21 protein-coding genes are annotated in these 19,715 nt (G+C 73.6%); 10 read left to right on the forward strand and 11 right to left on the reverse strand.

The window, feature by feature from the left end; genetic code table 11:
- Positions 1-14 precede the first annotated feature (14 nt).
- Positions 15-968, forward strand: coding sequence for a LysR family transcriptional regulator (locus tag ACWIZO_RS19860; RefSeq protein WP_448639363.1), 954 nt, complete (start codon positions 15-17; stop codon positions 966-968).
- A gap of 47 nt (positions 969-1,015) precedes the next feature.
- Here ACWIZO_RS19860 and ACWIZO_RS19865 read toward each other — a convergent pair whose 3' ends face one another.
- The 5 genes from ACWIZO_RS19865 to ACWIZO_RS19885 all read right to left on the reverse strand — a co-directional run bounded on the left by ACWIZO_RS19865 (position 1,016) and on the right by ACWIZO_RS19885 (position 5,917).
- Positions 1,016-2,248: an ABC transporter substrate-binding protein gene (locus ACWIZO_RS19865; protein ID WP_448639364.1), complete on the reverse strand. Its 1,233-nt coding sequence runs from the start codon at positions 2,246-2,248 to the stop codon at positions 1,016-1,018.
- Between the two features lie 96 nt (positions 2,249-2,344).
- On the reverse strand, positions 2,345-3,430 hold the full coding sequence (locus ACWIZO_RS19870; protein ID WP_448639365.1) for a branched-chain amino acid ABC transporter permease: 1,086 nt from the start codon (positions 3,428-3,430) through the stop codon (positions 2,345-2,347).
- On the reverse strand, positions 3,430-4,311 hold the full coding sequence (locus tag ACWIZO_RS19875) for a branched-chain amino acid ABC transporter permease (protein WP_448639366.1): 882 nt from the start codon (positions 4,309-4,311) through the stop codon (positions 3,430-3,432). The genes ACWIZO_RS19870 and ACWIZO_RS19875 overlap by 1 nt, the downstream gene beginning before the upstream one ends.
- A complete protein-coding gene (locus tag ACWIZO_RS19880) occupies positions 4,308-5,057 on the reverse strand; it encodes an ABC transporter ATP-binding protein (RefSeq protein ID WP_448639367.1) in 750 nt (249 codons plus the stop codon). The genes ACWIZO_RS19875 and ACWIZO_RS19880 overlap by 4 nt, the downstream gene beginning before the upstream one ends.
- The gene (locus tag ACWIZO_RS19885; RefSeq protein WP_448639368.1) at positions 5,054-5,917 is read right to left on the reverse strand and encodes an ABC transporter ATP-binding protein; all 864 of its coding nucleotides are present in this window, start codon (positions 5,915-5,917) and stop codon (positions 5,054-5,056) included. Before ACWIZO_RS19885 ends, ACWIZO_RS19880 begins: the two co-directional genes overlap by 4 nt.
- A gap of 89 nt (positions 5,918-6,006) precedes the next feature.
- On the opposite strand from ACWIZO_RS19885, the gene ACWIZO_RS19890 reads away from it, so the two are divergent.
- The 6 genes from ACWIZO_RS19890 to ACWIZO_RS19915 all read left to right on the forward strand — a co-directional run bounded on the left by ACWIZO_RS19890 (position 6,007) and on the right by ACWIZO_RS19915 (position 10,736).
- Complete coding sequence (locus ACWIZO_RS19890) at positions 6,007-6,924, forward strand: LysR family transcriptional regulator (protein ID WP_448639369.1); 918 nt, start codon at positions 6,007-6,009, stop codon at positions 6,922-6,924.
- Between the two features lie 78 nt (positions 6,925-7,002).
- Positions 7,003-7,998 carry an amidohydrolase family protein gene (locus ACWIZO_RS19895; protein WP_448639370.1) on the forward strand — a complete coding sequence of 332 codons (996 nt, stop codon included), beginning with the start codon at positions 7,003-7,005 and terminating at the stop codon, positions 7,996-7,998.
- Positions 7,995-8,993: a cyclase family protein gene (locus ACWIZO_RS19900; RefSeq protein WP_448639371.1), complete on the forward strand. Its 999-nt coding sequence runs from the start codon at positions 7,995-7,997 to the stop codon at positions 8,991-8,993. Before ACWIZO_RS19895 ends, ACWIZO_RS19900 begins: the two co-directional genes overlap by 4 nt.
- Position 8,994: 1 nt before the next feature.
- A complete protein-coding gene (locus tag ACWIZO_RS19905) occupies positions 8,995-9,948 on the forward strand; it encodes a fumarylacetoacetate hydrolase family protein (RefSeq protein WP_448639372.1) in 954 nt (317 codons plus the stop codon).
- Entirely contained in the window at positions 9,945-10,397 is a 453-nt protein-coding gene (locus tag ACWIZO_RS19910; protein ID WP_448642976.1) for an SDR family oxidoreductase, read from the forward strand. Before ACWIZO_RS19905 ends, ACWIZO_RS19910 begins: the two co-directional genes overlap by 4 nt.
- 3 nt (positions 10,398-10,400) lie before the next feature.
- Entirely contained in the window at positions 10,401-10,736 is a 336-nt protein-coding gene (locus ACWIZO_RS19915) for a hypothetical protein (protein ID WP_448639373.1), read from the forward strand.
- A 33-nt stretch (positions 10,737-10,769) separates the two neighbouring features.
- On the opposite strand, the gene ACWIZO_RS19920 is transcribed toward ACWIZO_RS19915, so the two are convergent.
- Genes ACWIZO_RS19920 through ACWIZO_RS19930 form a run of 3 tightly spaced genes read right to left on the reverse strand, consistent with a single transcriptional unit; the run spans position 10,770 to position 12,254 of the window.
- Positions 10,770-11,243 carry a nuclear transport factor 2 family protein gene (locus ACWIZO_RS19920; RefSeq protein WP_448639374.1) on the reverse strand — a complete coding sequence of 158 codons (474 nt, stop codon included), beginning with the start codon at positions 11,241-11,243 and terminating at the stop codon, positions 10,770-10,772.
- A gap of 16 nt (positions 11,244-11,259) precedes the next feature.
- Positions 11,260-11,433: a 3-hydroxyacyl-CoA dehydrogenase family protein gene (locus ACWIZO_RS19925; protein ID WP_448639375.1), complete on the reverse strand. Its 174-nt coding sequence runs from the start codon at positions 11,431-11,433 to the stop codon at positions 11,260-11,262.
- Positions 11,415-12,254 (reverse strand): 3-hydroxyacyl-CoA dehydrogenase family protein, encoded by an 840-nt coding sequence (locus tag ACWIZO_RS19930; protein WP_448639376.1) that lies wholly within the window; start codon positions 12,252-12,254, stop codon positions 11,415-11,417. Before ACWIZO_RS19930 ends, ACWIZO_RS19925 begins: the two co-directional genes overlap by 19 nt.
- Before the next feature lie 262 nt (positions 12,255-12,516).
- On the opposite strand from ACWIZO_RS19930, the gene ACWIZO_RS19935 reads away from it, so the two are divergent.
- Positions 12,517-13,158, forward strand: coding sequence for a tyrosine-type recombinase/integrase (locus ACWIZO_RS19935; protein WP_448639377.1), 642 nt, complete (start codon positions 12,517-12,519; stop codon positions 13,156-13,158).
- The gene (locus tag ACWIZO_RS19940; RefSeq protein WP_448639378.1) at positions 13,149-13,280 is read left to right on the forward strand and encodes a hypothetical protein; all 132 of its coding nucleotides are present in this window, start codon (positions 13,149-13,151) and stop codon (positions 13,278-13,280) included. The genes ACWIZO_RS19935 and ACWIZO_RS19940 overlap by 10 nt, the downstream gene beginning before the upstream one ends.
- A 173-nt stretch (positions 13,281-13,453) precedes the next feature.
- On the opposite strand, the gene ACWIZO_RS19945 is transcribed toward ACWIZO_RS19940, so the two are convergent.
- From ACWIZO_RS19945 to ACWIZO_RS19955, 3 genes are read right to left on the reverse strand one after another with little or no spacing between them, the layout of a single operon-like run.
- On the reverse strand, positions 13,454-14,143 hold the full coding sequence (locus ACWIZO_RS19945) for a TetR/AcrR family transcriptional regulator (RefSeq protein ID WP_448639379.1): 690 nt from the start codon (positions 14,141-14,143) through the stop codon (positions 13,454-13,456).
- 22 nt (positions 14,144-14,165) lie between these two features.
- The gene (locus ACWIZO_RS19950) at positions 14,166-15,878 is read right to left on the reverse strand and encodes an AMP-binding protein (RefSeq protein WP_448639380.1); all 1,713 of its coding nucleotides are present in this window, start codon (positions 15,876-15,878) and stop codon (positions 14,166-14,168) included.
- Between the two features lie 31 nt (positions 15,879-15,909).
- Positions 15,910-19,146: a carboxyl transferase domain-containing protein gene (locus tag ACWIZO_RS19955; RefSeq protein ID WP_448639381.1), complete on the reverse strand. Its 3,237-nt coding sequence runs from the start codon at positions 19,144-19,146 to the stop codon at positions 15,910-15,912.
- Between the two features lie 433 nt (positions 19,147-19,579).
- On the opposite strand from ACWIZO_RS19955, the gene ACWIZO_RS19960 reads away from it, so the two are divergent.
- Positions 19,580-19,711, forward strand: coding sequence for a hypothetical protein (locus tag ACWIZO_RS19960; RefSeq protein WP_448639382.1), 132 nt, complete (start codon positions 19,580-19,582; stop codon positions 19,709-19,711).
- The last annotated feature ends 4 nt before the right edge of the window (positions 19,712-19,715 follow it).

Raw genomic sequence — 19,715 nt, forward strand, 5'->3', positions numbered from 1 at the left:
GACGGAGAGAACCCGTGAAGCTGGGGCAGGTCGACCTCAACCTGCTGGTCGTGCTGGACGCCCTGCTGCGGGAGAAGAACGTGACCCGCGCGGCGGAGAGCCTCCATCTGTCGCAGCCGGCGGTCAGCACGGCGCTCGCCCGGCTGCGGCGCACCCTCGGCGACGAGCTGCTCTACAAGAACGGGCGGTACCTCGAGCTCACCCCCCGTGCGGAGTCGTTGATCGAGCCCGTCCGCGAGGTGCTGGCGGCGATCGAGCAGACGATCGTCGCGCCGCCGACGTTCGATCCCACCGCCGACACCCGCCGGTTCTCCGTCGTCGGGAGCGACTACGTCGCCGTGACCCTCCTGCGCCCGCTCGTGGCCCGACTCTCGGGCCTGGCCACGGGGCTGCGGCTGGACGCCTCGCCGGTCGGGAGCCGGTACCTCGACGCCCTCCAGCGGGACGAGGTCGACGTCGCCGTGCTGCCCGACCGGATCGTCGACGAGCGGTCGTTGCCCGGCTGCTCGCGGATGCCGGTCATCGTCGACCGGTTCGTCGGCCTGGTGTGGGCGGAGCACCCGCGGGCGGGGGAGCGGCTCACGGCGGAGCTGCTGGCGGGGTCGCCGTACCTGGAGTACGTCGTCGAGGGCCGGCGATCGATCGTCGAGGAGGAGCTGGACGCGGCCGGGTGCACCCGGCGCGTGGCGGCGACGGCGAGCGGTTTCGTGACGATGCCGCTCATGCTGCCGGGCACCGAGCTGGTCGCCGTGGTGCCCGAGCGGCTGGCCCTCCGGGTGGCCGCCGCCGCGGACGTGCGCGTCCTGGAGCCGGACGTCCCCCTGCCCCTCCTGCAGCAGTCGGCGTTCTGGCACGCGCGGCGTGACCGCGACCCGGGACACGTGTGGCTGCGCGGGCAGCTGCTGGCCGTCGCGGAGGCCGAACTGCTCCGGCCGGGGACGCGGGGAGCGCCCGCCGGGCCGGCGTAGGACCGGTGCCGCCCTCCTGCCGGAGCAGGAGGGCGGCACCGCCGGGGTCAGCCCTGCGCGAAGTCGTCCGCGTCGATGACGTCACCGGCGTCCTGCCAGCTCGTGCCGTCGAACTGCAGCATCCGGTACTGGTGGACCAGCCGACTGCCAGGACCTGCCGACAGCTGCATGTCGGGCAGGATGGCGGGGTTGTCCAGGCCGTCGATCGAGTCCCAGGCTCCGGTGAAGGCGTCGCCACCCTCGCCGCCGGACTCCTCGAGCGCAGCCACGACGGCCGCGCCGGCCCCGTACCCCTCGATCGCGAGGTAGGAGTCGGCGTTGGCCTCGTCGCCGTACTCCGCGATGTCCTCCTGGAAGGCCTGGACGCCCTCGTCGTCGGCCCAGCGCGGGTCGGCCGGGTCCTTGAAGTATTGCGCCGTGTAGGCGTTCGTCACGTTCTCCAGGCCGGCCGGGCCGATGCTGGTCGCGAAGTCCGAACCGGCGCTGTAGAGGTACGTCGTCGGCCGGTACCCGATGTCGGCCATCGTGCGCAGGGTCGCCGGCTGCGCCGGTCCGACGACGGCGAGGAACAGGGTGTCGACCCCGGCGCCGCGCATCTCGTTGAGCTGGCCGGTCAGGTCCACGACGCCCGGGGCCACCGTGAGCACCTTGGCCGGCGTCACCCCCGCTGCGGCCAGGCCCTCCACCTGGCTCGTGGTGAGGTCGTTGTTGGGACCCAGCACCCCCACCGTGGCGTCGGGCGACACCTCGGTGATGTGCTGCCCGACGACCTGTCCCTCCCAGGTCCCGTCCGGGAACCAGCCCCGCGTGAAGGGCGTGGCCGCGGTGTCGGAGAGGGCGGTCTGGGTGCCGAAGGCGACGTGCGCCACCTGCTCGCCGTTGAGGTAGGGCGCCGTGGCCGAGGAGATGCCGCCGAAGGTCAGGACGACGTCGGCGCCCTCCTGGTCGACGAGCTGACGCGCGTTCTCGGCCTGGCGCGCCGGGTCGTAGGCGTCGTCCAGGACCTGGTAGTCGATCTCGCGGCCGTTCACCCCGCCCTCGGCGTTGACGCGTGCGAAGTAGGCCGCGGCGCCGTCGGCTACCGCCGAGGCCCCGGAGAGCGGACCGCTCAGCGGGAAGCTCAACCCGACGACGATCGGCTCGTCGGAGCCCGCGCCCGATCCGGATGCGGAGCCGGACGAGTCCTCGGCGCGGCCGCTGCAGGCGGCGGTCAGCAGGAGGCTGCCGGCGGCGAGCGCGACGAGCGCTCGGCGCGGGACCAGGCCAGCGTGGACGGACATGGGGACCTCGCTCTCCACTGCGACGGCGCAGTGCGGGACAGGAGGGGACGGCGGTCGCCGGCCCCGGATGGAACGGGGTGGTGCGGATCTCGGGAGTCAGGCCCGGGGGCGTCTGCGCAGGCCTCCGATGAGCCGGGCGACGAGCCGTCCGGCTCCGCCGGCGACGCCGGCCGGGAGGAAGAAGAGGGTCAGCAGGAGGGCTGCGGCGTAGACCAGCTGCGACCACTGGCCGCCGGTCGTCGAACCGATCTGCTGGCTGATGACGTCGGGCAGGTAGACGATGAAGGCGGCCCCGACGAGGGAGCCCGCCCACGTGCGGGATCCACCGACGACGCAGGCCGACAGCAGCGTCAGCGAGAAGAACATCGAGTAGCTGTCGGGCACGGTCGAGGCGAGGACGAGCCCGCCGAGGGCACCGCCCAGGCCCGCGACGGCACTGCTGATGCCGAAGACCGTCAGCGTGAGCCGGTTGACGTCGACGCCCTCCGAGCGCGCCATGAGCGGGTTGGTCCGCAGGGCCTCGACGGCCCGGCCGAGCGGGCCGGTCGTGAGGTTGCGCAGCAGCACCAGCACCACGGCCAGGACGACGACCAGCAGCAGGAACTGGAACTGCTCGGGCGTGAGCGCCAGCGCGGCGGGCGGCGTGAGGGGCGAGCCGGCCAGCTGCAGCCCGATCGTGCCGCCGGTGATGCCCTCGAAGCGGTTCAGCAGCAGGGGGAAGATCGCGGCGATGGCGATGGTGAGCAGCCCGAGGTTGAGGCCGCGCACCCGCAGCGCCGGCAGGCCGATCAGCCAGCCGGCCGCCCCCGAGACGGCGACGGCGGCCAGGACCGCCGGCGGCCAGGCCCACCCCAGCTCCTTGACCACGATCATCGCGGTGTAGGCGCCGAGGCCGTAGAGGGCACCGTGACCGGCACTGATCTGCCCGGCCCGGCCGATGAGCAGGTTCAGCCCCGCCACGGCGATGGCGATGGTCAGCACCCGGGTGGCCTTGAAGAGGTCGTAGTCGCTGACCAGGAACGGCACGACGAGCGCGACGACGAACGCCGCCGTCCACACCCAGGTGACCGGCCGCCGCCAGACCGGGCGCAGCTCGGCCACCTCCGGCGCGGCCGAGGGGGAGGCGGCGGCGGACGCCGGGCCGGTCGTGCGGGTGGGCGGTCCGGAGATCGAGGTGGCCATCAGGCACGTACCGTCGATGCGCGCCCGAACAGCCCCTGGGGCCGGACGAGCAGGACCAGGAAGATGACGGCGAACGGGACCACCAACTGGAGGTCACCTCCGATGCCGGGGACGTACCGGCTGGCCAGGTTGGACAGGACGCCGATCAGCAGGCCGCCCACGACGGCGCCGATCCGGCTGGAGAAGCCGCCGAGCGTCACGGCTGCCAGGGCGAGCAGCAGCGCGTTGGTCATGAGCTCCGGCGACAGGCCGAGCGTGGGGGCGGCCACCAGGCCGGCGACGGCGCCGACGGCGGCGGCGATGCCCCAGCCGACGGCCAGCATCAGGCCGGTCGAGATGCCGAGGAGCTGGGCGGAGTCGGGGTTGTCGGCGACGGCACGCAGGCGCAGCCCCAGCGGGGTGAACCGGAAGACCAGCCCGCACGCGAGCATCGCCACCAGGACGAGTGCCCCGCCGCCGAGGGCCTGGGCGGTGAAGGTCAGGGGCCCGAGGTGGTAGACGGCTCCGCCGAAGGGGCTGGGCATCGAGCGGACGTCGGTGCCCCAGATCAGCGCCACGACGGCATTGGTGCCGAGCAGCAGCGCAGCGGTGACCGTCAGCAGCGCCAGCGGACCGCTGCTCTCGACAGGCCGCACGAGCAGCCGCTCCACGCCGGCGCCGAAGACGAACGCGAGGACGACGAGCACCGGGACGACCAGCCACCACGAGAGCCCGGCGGTGCTGAGGGCGAAGGACACGAAGGCCGCCAGCGTGGCGAACTCGCCCTGGGCGAAGTTCAGCGTGCCGGTGCCCTGGAAGACCAGCGCGATGGCCAGCGCGAGGGCGGCGTAGACCAGTCCCGTCGTCAACCCGGACGCGGTCTGCTGCAGCAGTTCGGTCACGAGGACACCTCCGTCACGCCGTCGGGGGACTCGCCGAGATAGGCGGCGCGCAGGCCTTCGTCCGCGGCGAGTTCATCGGCCGGCGCGGCCGCGACGACCCGTCCGCGGGCCAGGACGACGCCGCGGTCGGCGACCCGCAGCGACGCCCGTGCGTTCTGCTCGGCGAGCAGCACCGACAGCGACCACTCCCGGCGGAGGCTGCCGAGGACGGTGAACATGTCCGCGGACGTCAGCGGCGCCAGGCCCAGCGACGGCTCGTCGATGAGCAGCAGACGAGGGCGGGCGAGCAGCGCGCGGGCCAGCGCGAGCATCTGCTGCTGGCCACCCGAGAGGGCCCCGGCCGGACGCCGGCGCATCTCGCGGAGCACCGGGAAGGTCGCGTAGATGCGCTCGAGGTCGTCGGTCGTGCGGTGGCGGCTCGCGGCCGGGCGGGAGATGACGCCCAGGCGGATGTTCTCCTCAACGGTGAGGCCGGTGAAGGTCCCGCGCCCCTGGGGGACGTGCCCCAGTCCGCCGCGCGCGATGCGGGCGGCACCCGTGCGGGCTAGGTACTGGCCGGCGAGCGTCACCTGGCCGGCGGACCGGACCGTGCCCGACAGGGCCCGCAGCAGCGTCGTCTTCCCGGCCCCGTTGGCCCCGAGGACGGCGACGATCTCGTTCTCGCCGACGGTCAGGTCGATGCCGTGCAGCACCCGGACACCGCCGTAGCCGGCGGTCAGCCCGGCGACCTCGAGCAGTGCGCTCATGCCGGGACTCCGGTGGTGCCGTGCAGCCGCTCGAGAGCGGGGTCGTCGTCGACGTGCTCGGCGCCGAGGTAGGCCTCGACGACGCGGGGGTCGGCCCGCACCTCGTCGGGCGTGCCGACGGCGAGCAGCCGGCCGGAGTCGAGGACGACCACGCGGCGGGCCACCGACATCACCAGCGCGACGTCGTGCTCGACCAGCAGCACCGTGGCCTCGGGACCGGCGTGCGCCTCGACCTCGGCGAGGAGGTCCCGGGCCTCGCCGTCACCGAGACCGGCGGCGGGCTCGTCGAGCATGAGCAGGCGGGGGGAGCCCATGAGCGCCCGGGCCACCTCCACCCGCCGGCGGTCGCCGTGGGCCAGGCCCGCGACCGGCCGACCGGCCAGCGACGCGATGCCGAAGCGCTGCAGCAGGTCGAGGGCCTGCTCGAGCGTCGCACGCTCCTCGCGCCGGCGGCGGGGGGTGACGAGCATGGCGTCGAGGACGCCGACCCGGCTGTGCGCGGCGGCGCCGAGCGCCACGTTCTGCAGGGCCGACTCGGTGTCGAGCAGAGCCGGGGTCTGGAAGGTCCGGGCGATGCCCCGGCGCGCGCGCTGGTGCGGGCGCAGCCGGCCGAGCGACTCGCCGTACAGCGCGAGGTCGCCCTCGTAGCGGTAGAGCCCGCTGACGCAGTTGAACAGCGTGGTCTTGCCGGCGCCGTTGGGCCCGATCACCGCCGAGGTGCCACCGGCGGGGATCTCGAAGTCGACGGCGTCGAGGGCGCGCAGGCCGGCGAAGGACAACCCGACCCCCCGCGCCGTCAGCGCGGGGGGAGGTGTCGTCGGCGGGCTCGGGCGAGCGTCGGCCGGTATGGCGGAGGTCACAGCCGCGGAAGGTAAGGGGTGGCTCAGGCCACACGGAAATGATTCTCTCCAATCCAAGGCATCCGTCGAGTGAATGGATCGGGGGCGCGATGAACCTCGCCGGGGTGGACCTCAACCTGCTCGTGGCCCTGCGGGCGCTCCTGCAGGAGCAGAACGTCACCAGAGCCGCGCAGGTCGTGGGCCTGAGCCAGCCGGCCATGAGCAACGCGCTCGCACGGTTGCGGCGCCAGTTCGGGGACGACCTCCTCGTCCGTGAGGGACGGGGGCTCACGCTGACCCCGGTGGCCCGCGAGCTGCAGCACGCGGTGGAGCCGGCGCTGGGCATGGTCGAGCGGGTGCTGCGCCTGCAGGCGTCGTTCGACCCGGCCACCGCCGCCCAGTCGTTCCGGATCGCGGCCAGCGACTACGGCATGACGCTCCTGGCGCCGCGGCTGCGCGGTCTCCAGCGGATCGCCCCGGGGGTGGTGGTGGACCTCGTGCAGGTCGACCACGGCTTCGTGCGGGACACCGAGACCGTCATGCGCCGCACCGACCTGCTGCTCGCCCCTCGGGCTTTCCTCAGCGGCCACCCCAGCGAGCCGCTGTCGAGCGAGCCGTGGGTGGCGATCGTCGACGCGGACGCAGCCCCCGAGGGGGACGTCCTCGCAGAGGCCGACCTCGCCGGCCGCTCCCTCGTCGGGCTCTTCCACGACCTGGGATCGGGCGCGCACATCGAGCGGCTGCTCACCGTCCGCGGGATCACCGCCACCGGCACCGTGAACGTCGAGTCCTTCTCCGTCGTGCCGGCCCTCGTCGAGGGGACCGACCGCATCGGCTTCCTGCCGGAGGGGCTGGCGCACCGGCTGCGACCAGGGTCGGAGGTGCGCGTCCTGGCCGCGCCGTTCCTGCCCGAGCCGCTGGTGGAGTGCCTGTACTGGCACCGCTCGGCGCAGCGGGACCCCGCCCACTCCTGGCTGCGCCGGTTCCTCCTCGACGCCCGGGGCCGCGATGACGCATCCGCCGGGTGAATGGCTGGGCATGCGGAATCCGCGGTTCCGCCCGACGCGTCGAGGACCGATGCTGCTGCCGTGTCATCGCCGTCACACGTGCCCGCCATCGACGTGCACGCCCACGTCGCCGTCCCCGCCGTCGACGCCCTGCTGGAGGGGCAGCCGGGCCTCGCGCAGCAGCGGGGCGTCGACGCCGCCACGCTCGGGCCGGAGTCCCTCGCCTACAACCTGCGGCACATCGCCGAGCTCGCCCCGCGGCTGACCGACCTGGACCTGCGGCTGGCCGCGATGGACGCCGCCCGGGTCGACGTGCAGGCCGTGTCGGCGACGCCGCTGCCGCACGCCTGGGCCGACCGGGACCTCGCCGCGCGGATCGTCGCGACCACCAACGAGGGCGTGGCCGAGGCTTGCGCGAAGGCACCGGACCGGCTGCTGCCGATCGGCACGGTGTCCCTGCAGCACCCCGATCTGGCCGTCGGTCAGTTGCAGACGGCGGTGCGCGACCTCGGCGCGCGCGGGGTGCAGATCTCGACCGCGGCCGGCCCGGAACGCGAGCTCGACGACCCCTCGCTCGCCGACTTCTGGGCCGCCGCCGAGGAGCTCGGCACTGCCGTCCTCATCCACCCGTGGGGCTGCACGCTCGGTGAACGGCTCAACGCCTACTACCTCTTCAACAGCGTCGGCAACCCGACCGAGACGGCACTGGCCCTGTCACGGATCGTCTTCTCCGGCCTGCTCGAGCGGCACCCGGGCCTGCGGATCTGGTCCGCGCACGGCGGCGGCTACCTGCCCAGCTACGTCACCCGCGCCGACCACGCCTGGGCCGCCCGCGGCGACGCCCACACCACCGAGGCGCCGCCCTCGGAACTGCTGCGCCGCACCTGGGTGGACTCACTCGTCTACACCCCCGAGCAGCTGCGCCACCTGGTCTCGGTCATGGGCGCGGGCCAGGTGACCCTCGGCAGCGACTACCCCTTCGACATGGGCGTCGAGGACCCCGTCGACCGCCTGGAGGCGGCCGGGTTCGACGCCGCCACCACCGACGCCATCCGCGGCGGCAACGCCGCCCGACTCCTGGGGCTGGACCTGTGAACGGATACGACGTCACCGCCGAGTTCGGCGAGGACCCCGAGGCGGCGATCGCGGACTCCGCGAAGCGGTTCGGCAACTGGAACCGGTGGGGCGCTGACGACGCGCTGGGCACGGTCAACCACCTCGACGCCGCCACCCGCGCCGTGGCGGCCACGCTCGTCCGACGGGGCGAGTCGTTCAGCCTGTCGCTCCCCTTCGACGAGAACGGCCCGCAGTTCGGCTGGAAGCGCCGGGTCAACCCGGTGCACACGATGATGTCCACCGGCATGGACACCCCCGAGCAGATGGGCCTGCCGCACGGCCTGTCGGTCGCCGACGACGCCGTCTACATGCCGCTGCAGTGCTCCACGCAGTGGGACGGCCTCGGGCACGTCTTCGACCACGGCGTCGCCTGGAACGGCCGGGTGGGGCGCGAGGTCGTCACCAGCGAGGGCGATGTCGCCACCGGCATCGAGCACCTGGCCGCCCCGGTCGTCGGCCGGGGGGTGCTGCTCGACGTCGGCCGCGCGCTCGGGGAGGACGGCGAGCTGCCCGACGGCTGCCCGATCACCAGCGCCGACCTCGAGGAGACGATCCGCCGCCAGGGGGAGACCGCGCGGGTCCGCCGGGGCGACATCGTGCTGATGCGCACCGGCCAGCTCACCCGCGTCCGCCGCCGGCTGGCCGCCGGCGAGGGCTGGGGCGGCTACGCCGGCGGGCCGGCACCGGGCCTGTCGTTCGAGACCGCCGGCTGGCTGCACGGCAGCGAGATCGCCGCCGTCGCCACCGACACCTGGGGCGTGGAGGTCCGGCCCAACGAGTGGCCGGGCGCCATGCAGCCGCTGCACCAGGTGGCGCTGCCGCACATCGGCCTGCTGCTGGGGGAGATGTGGGACCTCGACGCCCTGGCCGCCGACTGCGCCGCCGACGGGGTCTACGAGTTCTTCCTCTCCGCGCAGCCGCTGCCCTTCACCCGCGCCGTGGGCTCCCCGGTGAACCCCGTGGCGGTGAAGTGAGGTGCGGCTGACCACCCTCCGCACGGCCGGTGGCCCGCGGGTCGGCGTCCTCGACGGGACGATGACCGACGGCGTCGTCCGGCTGCTGGACGCCGGCCCGACGCTGCTCGACGTGATCCGGGGCGGCGAGGAGGCGCTCGCCGACGCCGCCCGGCAGGCGGCCCGCTCCGCGGAGGTCGTGGAGCTGGGGCAGGCGGCCTTCGCACCGCTGCTGGACCCGCCGAGCGTCCGGGACTTCCTCACCTACGAGGCCCACCTCGCCGAGCTCACCGGGGCGCCGCCGCCGGACGAGTGGTACGAGATGCCGCTGTTCTACTTCTCCAACCCGGCCTCGATCGTCGCCCCCTCCGGCGACGTGCGGATGCCGCCCTACGTCACGCAGTACGACTACGAGCTCGAGGTGGCCGCCGTCGTCGGCCGGGCCGGGTCGGACCTGACGCCGGAGCAGGCCGCCGGGCACATCGTCGGCTACACGCTGTTCAACGACTGGTCGGCCCGCGACCTGCAGGTGCACGAGTTCCGCTTCCCCATGGGGCCGTCGAAGTCCAAGGACGCTGCGATCACCCTCGGCCCCTGGCTGGTGACGGCCGACGAGGTCGCTGACCGCGTCGAGGACGGTCGCCTCGCGCTGCGCACCGAGGTGCGGCTCAACGGCGAGCGCGTGGGCGGCGACGTCACCGCGAACATGGCCTGGTCGTTCGCCGAGCTGGTCGCCCACGCCTCCCGGGGCACCGTCGTGCGCCCCGGGGACGTCCTCGGGTCGGGCACCTGCGGCACCGGCTGCCTGGCCGAGATCAAGCGGACGCAGCCCGACACCGCGCCGGACTGGCTGCGGATCGGCGACGTCGTGCGCATCGAGGTCGAGGAACTGGGCGTCATCGAGAACCGCCTCGTGCCGGGACCGGACCCGCTGCCGGTCCCGCGCGGGCGCCGGCGCATCTCCCGGGAGGGCTGACCCGTGCGGATCCAGGACGCCGTCACCGTCGTCACCGGCGCGGGCAGCGGCATCGGCGCCGCCTCGCCCGCCGCTTCGCCGCCGGGGGCGCCGCCGCGGTCGTCGTCAGCGACCGCGACGGCGACGCTGCGCGGCGGGTGGCCGAGGAGATCGGCGGGACCGCCGACACCACCGACGTGACCGACGAGGCCGCCGTCGCGGCGCTGGTGGACCGGACGCTGGCCGCGCACGGGCGGATCGACCTGTTCTGCTCCAACGCCGGCGTCTTCTCCGGCGGCGGGGTGGAGACCCCGACCGCGGTGTGGGAGCAGGTGTTCGCCGTCAACGTGCTCTCCCACGTCCACGCCGCCCGGGCGGTGCTGCCCTCGATGTTGGAGCGGGGGAGCGGGCACCTGCTCAACGTCGCCTCCGCGGCCGGCCTGCTCACCACGCCGGGCGACGCCCCGTAAACGGTGACCGAGCACGGCGCGGTCGCGTTCGCCGAGTGGCTGGCAATCACCTGTGGCGACCGCGGCATCGGCGTGAGCGTCCTCTGCCCGCTCGGGGTGGCCACGCCGCTGCTGCTCGACCCGCTGGAACAGGGCAGCCCGGCGGCGTCGGTGGTCGCCGCCTCCGGCACGGTGATCACGCCGGAGGACGTCGCGCAGTCGGTGATCGACGGGCTGGCCGAGGGCCGCTTCCTGCTCCTGCCGCACCCGGAGGTCGGCACCTACTGGGCGCAGAGAGCAGCCGATCCCGAACGCTGGCTGGCCGGCGTCCGCAAGCTGGTCCGGAAGACGGAGGGCTGACGTGGCGCGCGACGAGTGGTTCCCGACGGCGGGTCACTGCGTCCAACGTGCCGGGTGGATCGTGCTGCGCTCGGCGCCGGCCAGCGAGTAGCCGCGGTCGGCGTAGGGGAAGCCGTTGAGCTCGGTGGTCTGCGGGCGCATCTGGTAGTAGCTGCGGATCTCGCGGATGAGCCCGTCCTGGCCGGTGAACCACTCGGCGCCTCGGGTGGCGACCCGCTTGGTGGCGCCGTCGGGCAGCCACCACATCGTCCACTCGATGACCGCCTGATCCGGGGTCGCGCAGATGCTGTCGACCACCCAGCGGGCCCGCAGCATGCCGGTGACCTTGCGCCAGTAGCGGGCCAGGTGCTCGGCGCCCTCGACCGGCGCCGACCCGGTGTTGGGAGCGAGGAACCAGTGCACGACGTCGGGGTGCAGCGTCTCCAGCATCAGGTCGACGTCGCCGGCGCTGCAGCCGTCGTAGTACCGGCTGATCAGGGCCGTCCACGCGGCGGTGGGGTCGGTCATCTCGTGCTCCTCACAGTCAGTACGCGTGGAAGCCGGCGCCGGTCTTGCGGCCGAGCCGCCCGGCGGCGAGCAGGTCGGTCAGCGCCGCGGCGGGGCGGAGGCGCGGGTCGTCCTCGACGGCGGCCATCGACTCCAGCGCCGCCACGGCGACGTCGATGCCGATGAGGTCGATCAGCGCCAGCGGCCCCATCGGGTGCCCGGCGCCGGTGCGCAGCAGGTCGTCGACCTCCGCGGCGGGCGTCCCCGCTCGTGCAGCCGCACGGCGTCGTTGAGGAACGGGATCAGCAGCCGGTTGACGACGAAGCCGCGGGAGTCCGCGCACACGACCGGCGTCTTGCCGAGGCCGCGGGCCCAGGCGCTCGCCTGGGTGCGCAGCCCTGCGGCGTCCGGCACGTCGTCCGGGACGACCACCTCGACGAGCTTCATCACCTGGGCGGGATTGAAGAAGTGCAGGGCCAGCACCGGCCGGCCGGAGGTCACCGACGGGCGCAGGTCACCGACGCGGAAGGACGAGGTGTTGGTCGCCAGCGGCAGCGACGGCGGCAGGGCGGCATCGACCGCCCCGAGGACGACGGCCTTGACGGCGAGGTCCTCGGCGACCGCCTCGACGATGACGTCGGAGCCGGCCAGGTCGGCCGCGTCGTGCGTCACCGACACCCGGCCGAGCACCTCCGCCTTGCCGGCCTCGTCGAGCCGGCCGCGGGACACCGCGCGGTCCAGGCTCTTCCCCAGCGTGCCGAGCAGCCGGGCGCCCGACGCCTCGGAGCGGGCCAGCACCCGGACCGGCCGGCCGCTGCGGGCGACCGCCTCGACGATGCCGCCCGCCATGTGCCCGGTCCCGAGGACGCCGACCGGGCCGGTCCAGCCGCCGCCGTCGGCGTGGCCGTCGGCCGGAACCGACGCGGGCACCTCGGGGAGCCGGGCCAGCAGGCCGAGGGCACCGCGCTGGTCGGGGGTCAGCGTGGCCAGGACCTCGAACGGCCCGGCGGGGTGGCCGGCACCCAGCCGCATCGCGGTGTCGACGTCCGCCGGGCGCGGCGGTGCCGCGCCCGGCGAGCTGGACGGCGTCCCGCAACAGCCCGGACAGCACGTCCAGGGCCGCGGGGGACGGGGGAGCGGCCACGGCGGACGACGTCACGCAGACCTCCGGGGATCGGCGCGCCGCATCCCGATGACCGGCGCCAGTGCCGGCTCCGAGTCTGTCGATGCGGGTTCGACCGCGGAAATGACTCTTGCCCCATGTCCGGGCATCGGTGCCGCCGATGGGTCGGACGTGCCAGTGTTCACCATCCTGCGGGCGGCACTGAGCGATGCGGTCCGGCAGGGACGGCTGGCCGTCAACCCGACCGACCGGGCGACGCCGCCGAGCCCGTCGGAGGCCCGGCCACCGGAGATGCCGGCCTGGACGGCGGCCGAGCTCGCCCGGTTCCTTCGGTGGGCCGACGCCGACGACCCGGGACTCGCCATGGGCTGGCGGCTGCTGGCGGCCACCGGGATGCGCCGCGGCGAGGCACTTGCTCTGCGCTGGCGGGATGTCGACCTGGCCGCTGCTCGGCTGCAGGTGCGCCGCAGCGTCGGGACGGTGAAGGACAAGGGCGCCGGCCAGCGCCTGGTGGAGGGGCCGATCACAACCGGCCAGTCCCGGGTGATCGACCTCGACGCCGGGACGGTCGCTGCCCTGCAGTCCTACCGCGCCGCCCGGGAGCAGTTGTCGATCGACCTGGTCCGGGACTCCGCGCTGGTGCTGAGCGGCATCGAGGGAGAGCACCGGCATCCCGACCGGTTCTCCCGCAGCCTCGGCGCCCAGCTCATGCGGGCACGCCGGCGCTGGGGGAGGAGGCGCTGCCGGTCATCCGCCTGCACGACCTCCGGCACACCCACGCCACGCTGCTGCTCGCTGACGGCGTGCCGGTGAAAGTGGTCTCGGAGCGGCTCGGGCACGCGAGCGCCACCATCACGCTCACCGTCCACCAGCACGTGCACCCCGGGATGGGGCGCGAGGCCGCCGAGCGCTTCGCCGCCCTGCTGGAGACGTGAGGTCGGGTGATGAGTGTCAAATGGGTGTCACGAGGCCTTGTCGACCGTGAAACGACGCCGCCCCGGGCCTCTGACCTGCAGAGACACCGGGGCGGTGCTGTGTTCGAGGGGGGACACGGTACGTCCGCACACGGCTTCGACCCGGATGACCGGCGACAGCGAGTCGCCCGCGGTCACCGGGCGACGCCCGGCGGCCCCTGGTCCACGAGCGGGCGCCCGGCCGCGACCTCCGTCGCCAGGACCGCCCGCTCCCGCACCCCCAGCAACCGCAGGTACATGGCGGTGAGCTGCTCGACCGCTCGGTCGTACTCGTCCGGGTGGGCGGCCACCAGGTGGGCGAAGTGCATGAACATGCCGTAGACGGCCTCCGCGATCGCCCGGGCCTCAGCGGCCGGGGACGCCAGCCCCTCGGCGGTGACGCGGGTGATGTAGCGAGCAGTCCGCTGGAGAGGACGCTCCCGCAGTTCGCGCCAGATCTGGGCGATCTCCTGGTCGGCGAGGCCCTGGTGCTCGATGACCGTCAGGAGCTCCCGGTGGTCCACAGCCGCCCTGAGGTAGGCGTCGCTCGACCGGTACGCCAACTCGTAGGGGTCGTCGGCGTCGACGTCGGGCAGTTCGTGCGCGGCCAGGAACCGGTCCCGGACACCCAGGGCGACGGCCCGAAAGACGTCGTCCTTGGAAGCGAAGTAGACGTAGAAGGTGGCCCGGGAGACCTCGGCCTCGTCGGTGATGTCCGCGACGGTCGTGCGGGCGTACCCGAGCCGGGCGAACACCCGGCCGGCGCAGGAGAGCAGCAACGAGCGGGTCTCGCTCTCCCTGCCCTCGCGTACGGTGCGGGCCGCCCAGGCCGGCCTGCCGCTCACGACTGCGGCCCGGTACGGGCTGTCACGACCCGGCCAGCTCAGCGGTGATCATCTGCCTGAGCTTGTACTTCTCGATCTTGTTCGTGAGGGTGCGTGGGATGTCGTCCACGACCCGCACGTACCGGGGACGCATGTGCCTCGGCATCGTCTCGGCGGCGAACGCGTGCACGACCTCCTCGGACAGCTCGCTGCCCTCGCCGGGCACGACGTAGGCGACGACGTCGTCCTCGTCGCCCATGCGGCTGGGGATCGCGAACACGGCGCAGAACTGGATGTCGGGGTGCTGGTTGAGCAGGTCCTCCACCTGGAAGGAGGACAGGTTCTCCCCGCGGACCCGCATGCGGTCGCCCATCCGGTCCACGAAGTAGAACTGGCCGTCGGCGCCCCGCAGGGCGGAGTCCCCGGTGTGGAACCACAGGTTGCGGAATGCGGCCACGGTCGCTTCCGGCTTGCCGTGGTACTCGTGCAGGAAGAGCCCGGGCAGCCGACTGCGCAGCGCGAGCTGGCCGGCCTCCTCGGGAGCGCACTCCTCGTCGTGTTCGTCGAGGACGGTCGCCTCGACGAAGGGCGCCGGTCGGCCCATCAGCCCCTTGCGGACGACGTCGGCTCCGGCCAGGAGCGGGAGGCCGGAGCGGCGGGCGAGGTCGCGGATCTCCGCGTGGCTACGGCCGATGTAGGAGTCGGCCGGCGTGCCCTCGCCCTCGGGCACCTCTTCCAGCAGCACGGAGAGCGGGGCGCCGGACTCGGTCTGACCGAACCCGGCGGACACGAAGTCGAAGCCGAACCGGCGTGCGACGTCGTGGTGGTGCAGGGGCAGGGGCTGCATGTACACCTTGTTCAGCGTGTTGGCCCGGTCGCCGTCCTCGGGCGGGGCCTGCATCAGCCACGGGATCATTACGTCGAGCAGGATGGCCGTGGTGGCGCGGCGCGAGCGGACCCGGCTCCAGAAGGCGGAGGGGCTGAACCGGTCCCACACGGCCACCTCGCAGCCGACCCACGCGGCGCGCGCGACGTTCGCGATGGCCCCGCCGACGTGGTACATGGGCAGGTCGCTGTAGATCACGTCGTCCGGCGTCAGCGGCAGGCGCAGGGCGTAGGTGTACTGCGCCATCCACCGGAACGGCTGGACGACTCCCTTCGCGGGGCCGGTCGTCCCGGAGGTGTAGACGATGTTGGCCGGGTCGTCGAACCCGACGACCACGCCCGGCGCCTCGGCGTCGGCGGTGAGCGCTGCCCACGGCACCTCGTCCAGCAGGCTGGGGCCCCGCTCGGACGTGTGGTCGTGTGCGCCGGGAGGTGCCTCGTAGACGATGACGGAGGGGCGCTCGGCCAGGTCTCCGACCACCTCGTTGAGCTGCGGGAGCAGCTCGGGCTCGGTGACGACGAGCTGGGGCCGGGTGTCGTCGAGCTGGTAGGCCAGCAGCCGCCCGGTGTAGGCGAAGTTGACCGGGCAGAACAGTGCGCCCGCCTTCCACGCACCGAACATCACCAGAGCGCTGACCAGCGGGTTGGTGCAGAAGACGCAGATCCGGTCACCGGGGCGTACACCGCGGGCGGCGAGGTTGCCCGCGATCGCGTCGGTGCGGCGGCCGAAATCCGCGTAGGTCAGGGTGACGTCGTCCTCGCCGTAGTGGAAGAACGGTCGCTCGCCGGCGGTCCTCGCCCAGTGGTCGAGGCGGTCGGTGATGATCTCCCCGTCCGCCCGGAGCAGTGCCGCCAGGTCCTGCTCGGTCATCGTCGTCTCCTCCGCTGTCCGGGGCGATCCATCACGGCCGGGCACCGAACGAGGGGCGCCCGGTCAGCTCGGGGAGCAGCCGGTAGGCGTCGGTGACCCAGTCGCACAGCAGTTCCCGGCTGTCCCGCGGGTCTATCAGGTCCTGGACGCCGAAGTGCTCCGCGGTCCGGAAGGGCGAGGTGACCGCTGCCAGCTGGGCACGCAGTCGCTCGAGTTCCCGCTGGGGATCGGCAGCGGACAGCAGCTGTGCGCGGAACGCTGCCTCGATGCCGCCCTGGACGGGGAGCGAGCCCCAGTCTCCCGAGGGCCAGGCCCAGCTGCGACCGGCCCGGTGCCGGTTGACGATGCCGGCGCCGCCGACCCCGTACACCCGACGCAGGACCAGTTCCGCCTGGGGGACGCGCGCCTGGTAGACGGCTGCGATCGCCCGGGCGCCGTACCGGATCGTGCCGCGTCGTTCGGCGGCGGATCCGATGGTCATCCCGGCCTGATCGGTGAGGCTGACGATCGGCAGGTGGAAGGTCTCGCAGAGGTCGACCAGACGGGTGACGGCCTGCGCCCCTTCGACCGACATGGTTGCGCCCTTGAACGGATCGGTCGTGACGACGCCGACCGGATGGCCGTCGAGCCGGGCCAGGGCGGTCACCGTCGCGCCGCCGTACTCGGCGTAGGGGAACACCGACCCCGCGTCGAAGACGGCCTCCAGGATCGGGTGGATCGCATACGGGGCACGCCGGTCACGGGGCACGGCGGCGAGCAGGAACTCCTCGCGGCGGTCGGCCGGGTCGGTGCCGTCGATGACGGGCGGTGTGCCGAACACGCTGTCCGGCAGGTAGGAGAGGAAGGTCCGGACGACGTCGAACGCCTCCTCCTCGGTGCGCACGAACCGTTCCACCGCGCCGCTGCGCCGGTGCACCTCGGCGCCGCCGAGCTCCTCCTTGGTGAGGTCCTCACCGGTACCGCCGCGGACCACCGGCGGCCCCGCGGTAAAGACCTGGCCGACACCCTCCACCATGACCGCCAGGTGCGACATGACCAGGCGGGCAGCGCCCAGGCCGACGGTCGGGCCGAGACAGGCCGCGACGACCGGCACCAGGGACAGGTTGTCGACCGCGGCATCCCACCCGGGGTTGACCGGGATGTAGGTGAAGCCGGCCTCGGCGGCCATCTTCACGCTGCCGCCACCGCTGGCCCCGTCGAGCAGCCGGACCACGGGCAGGCGCATCTCACGGGCGTACTGCTCGGCGTACACCTGCTTGGCGTGGATGGCCGCGTCGCCGGAGCCACCGCGCACGGTGAAGTCGTCGGCGCCCAGGACCACCTTGCGGCCGTCGAGGCGGGCGGTCCCGGCGACGAAGTTCGCCGGCAGGATCGAGCGGAGGTCGCCGGCGTCGTCGTACTCGGCGAAACCCGTCAGCGCACCGATCTCGGCGAAGCTGCCCGGGTCGGCGAGCGACGCGATCCGCTCCCGGACGGTCAGCCGCCCGGTCTCGTGCTGACGGGCCACCTTCTCCGGGCCGCCCAACCGCTGCGCGAGCTCGCGGCGGCGGTGGATCTCCTCGACCTCGGCGGCCCAGTCCTCACTGCCGATGGCACCTGCCTCGGTACCTGCGGCCGCGCCGGTGCCGTCCGGCTCGAGGTGGAGCAGCGGCGCGCCCTCGTCGACGAGGTCGCCGAGGGCGGCGAGCACCAGCCCGACCCGGCCGCCCTTGGGGGCTCGGACGACGTGCTCCATCTTCATGGCCTCGAGGACGACCAGCCGTGCGCCGGGTGCGACCTGGTCGCCGTCGGCTACGTCGATCCGCACGACGACGCCCTGCATCGGTGCTGTGACCGACTCAGTCCCCTCGGGCACCGCGACGGACGCCGCTCGTGCCGCTCCGGGACCGTCCGGATCCAGCCGCAGGCGGCGGTGGTCGCCGGCGAGCAGCTCGTCGAGATGGTGGTCGATGAAGGCCGTGTTCCAGTCCGCGGTCGCGACGTCGGGGTGCTCGAGCACGCCCTGCAGCAGCGGGATGTTGGAGGGCACGCCCTCTAGCTGGAACTCGCTGAGCGCCCCGTCTGCCCGGTGGAGGGCGGAGGAGAAGTCCCGACCGTGGGCGATGACCTTGGCCAGCAGCGAGTCGTACCGCGGGCTGGTCCGGTAGCCGGTGTAACCGTAGGTGTCGACACGGACGCCGGGGCCCGATGGGGGAGTGAAGGCAGTCAGCGTCCCGGAGTGGGGGTGGAGGGCGCCTTCCTCGTCGAGCGTCTCGAGGTTGACGCGGACCTGGACCGAGCAGCCCGTGACCCCGGGCGGCGAGTCGAGTCCGACCTCGGCCAGGGTGGCACCCCGGGCCAGGCGGATCTGGGTGGCGACCAGGTCGATGCCGGTGGTCTGCTCGGTGACCGTGTGCTCGACCTGCAGGCGCGGATTGGCCTCCATGAACCAGAAGCCGTCGGCGCCGACGAGGAACTCGACGGTGCCGAGGCTCCGGTAGCGCACGTCCGCCGCCAGGAGCAGGGCTGCCGCCAGGAGTTCGTCCCGCAGGCGGGCGTCCAGCCGGGGGGCGGGAGCGACCTCGACGAGCTTCTGGTGCCGCCGCTGGATGCTGCAGTCCCGCTCCCACAGGTGCTGCACCGCGCCCGATCCGTCGCCGACCACCTGGATCTCGATGTGCCGGGCGGAGGTCACGAGCCGCTCGACGTAGACGTCCCCGTTGCCGAAGGCCTGCTCGGCCTCCGACCGGCTGCGCTCGAACGCCTCGGGCAGGTCGTCGAGGGACAGCACGGCACGCATTCCGCGGCCGCCTCCGCCGGCGAGTGCCTTGAGCATCACCGGGCCGTGCTGGGCGGCGAACGCGCGGGCTTCCTCGAGCGAGGTGGCGCTCCTCGTCCCCGGCAGCACGGGCACGCCGACGCTCTCGGCCAGGTTGCGGGCCCGGGTCTTGTCCCCGAAGACCTCGAGCTGCTCGGGCGTCGGTCCGATGAAGACGAGCCCCTCGTCGGCGCAGCGACGCGCGAAGTCCGCGTTCTCGCTCAGGAAGCCATAGCCCGGGTGCACGGCAGTGGCTCCGGTGGCGTGCGCTGCCGCGAGGACCTGCGTGGCATCCAGGTAGGCGGCCACGCCGGTACCGGGGAGCGCATGTGCCTGGTCCGCGAGTCGGGTGTGCAGCGAGCCGGAGTCGTCCTGCGGGGACACCGCGACAGTCGTCAGGCCCAGGTCGGCGGCGGCTCGCATGATCCGGACGGCGATCTCGCCTCGGTTGGCGACCAGGATCCCGTCCATCACGTCGTCCTCCAGGCGTCGGGTTGACGTTGACGACAACGTCAACTCATGCGTCAACGCACCGTAACCACGCCTGGCCGGCCCTGCAAGGTCGGTGCACGTGCCGGCACCGGTGCCGCGAGCCGGCACGCTCGCACCGGCGATCATGGAGGCGCTGACGCCGCACCTCGCCGTGCCCGCCTGAGCGGAGCGGTCAGGCGTCCGACCGCGGCGCGACCGTAGGACCCGGCGGTGCCGGGCAGTGGCGGCGATCAGCTTCCGTGCGCGGCGATCGGGAGCGGCTCCTACTCGCGTCAGGTGGCCAGGCGCCGCTGGTACTCCGCGGTGGCCCTCGCCAGCGGTACCCGCCGAGGAACACCCGCAGCGGCGGCTCCTCGGCGTCGACGATCCGCAGGACGGCGGCGGCCGTGGCCCGTCGCTGAGCCGCACGGGAATGGAGACGCAGCTGCGGATCCGCGGGATGCGCGCCGAGGGCAGCGACATCGCCAGCGGCGAGTCCTTCACGTCGTGGATCACCGCGGGCAGCCGGCCGTCGAGATCCGCCTGGCAGGAGCAGGGTTCCTGAGCCG

This window comes from Geodermatophilus sp. URMC 63, from assembly GCF_053502565.1.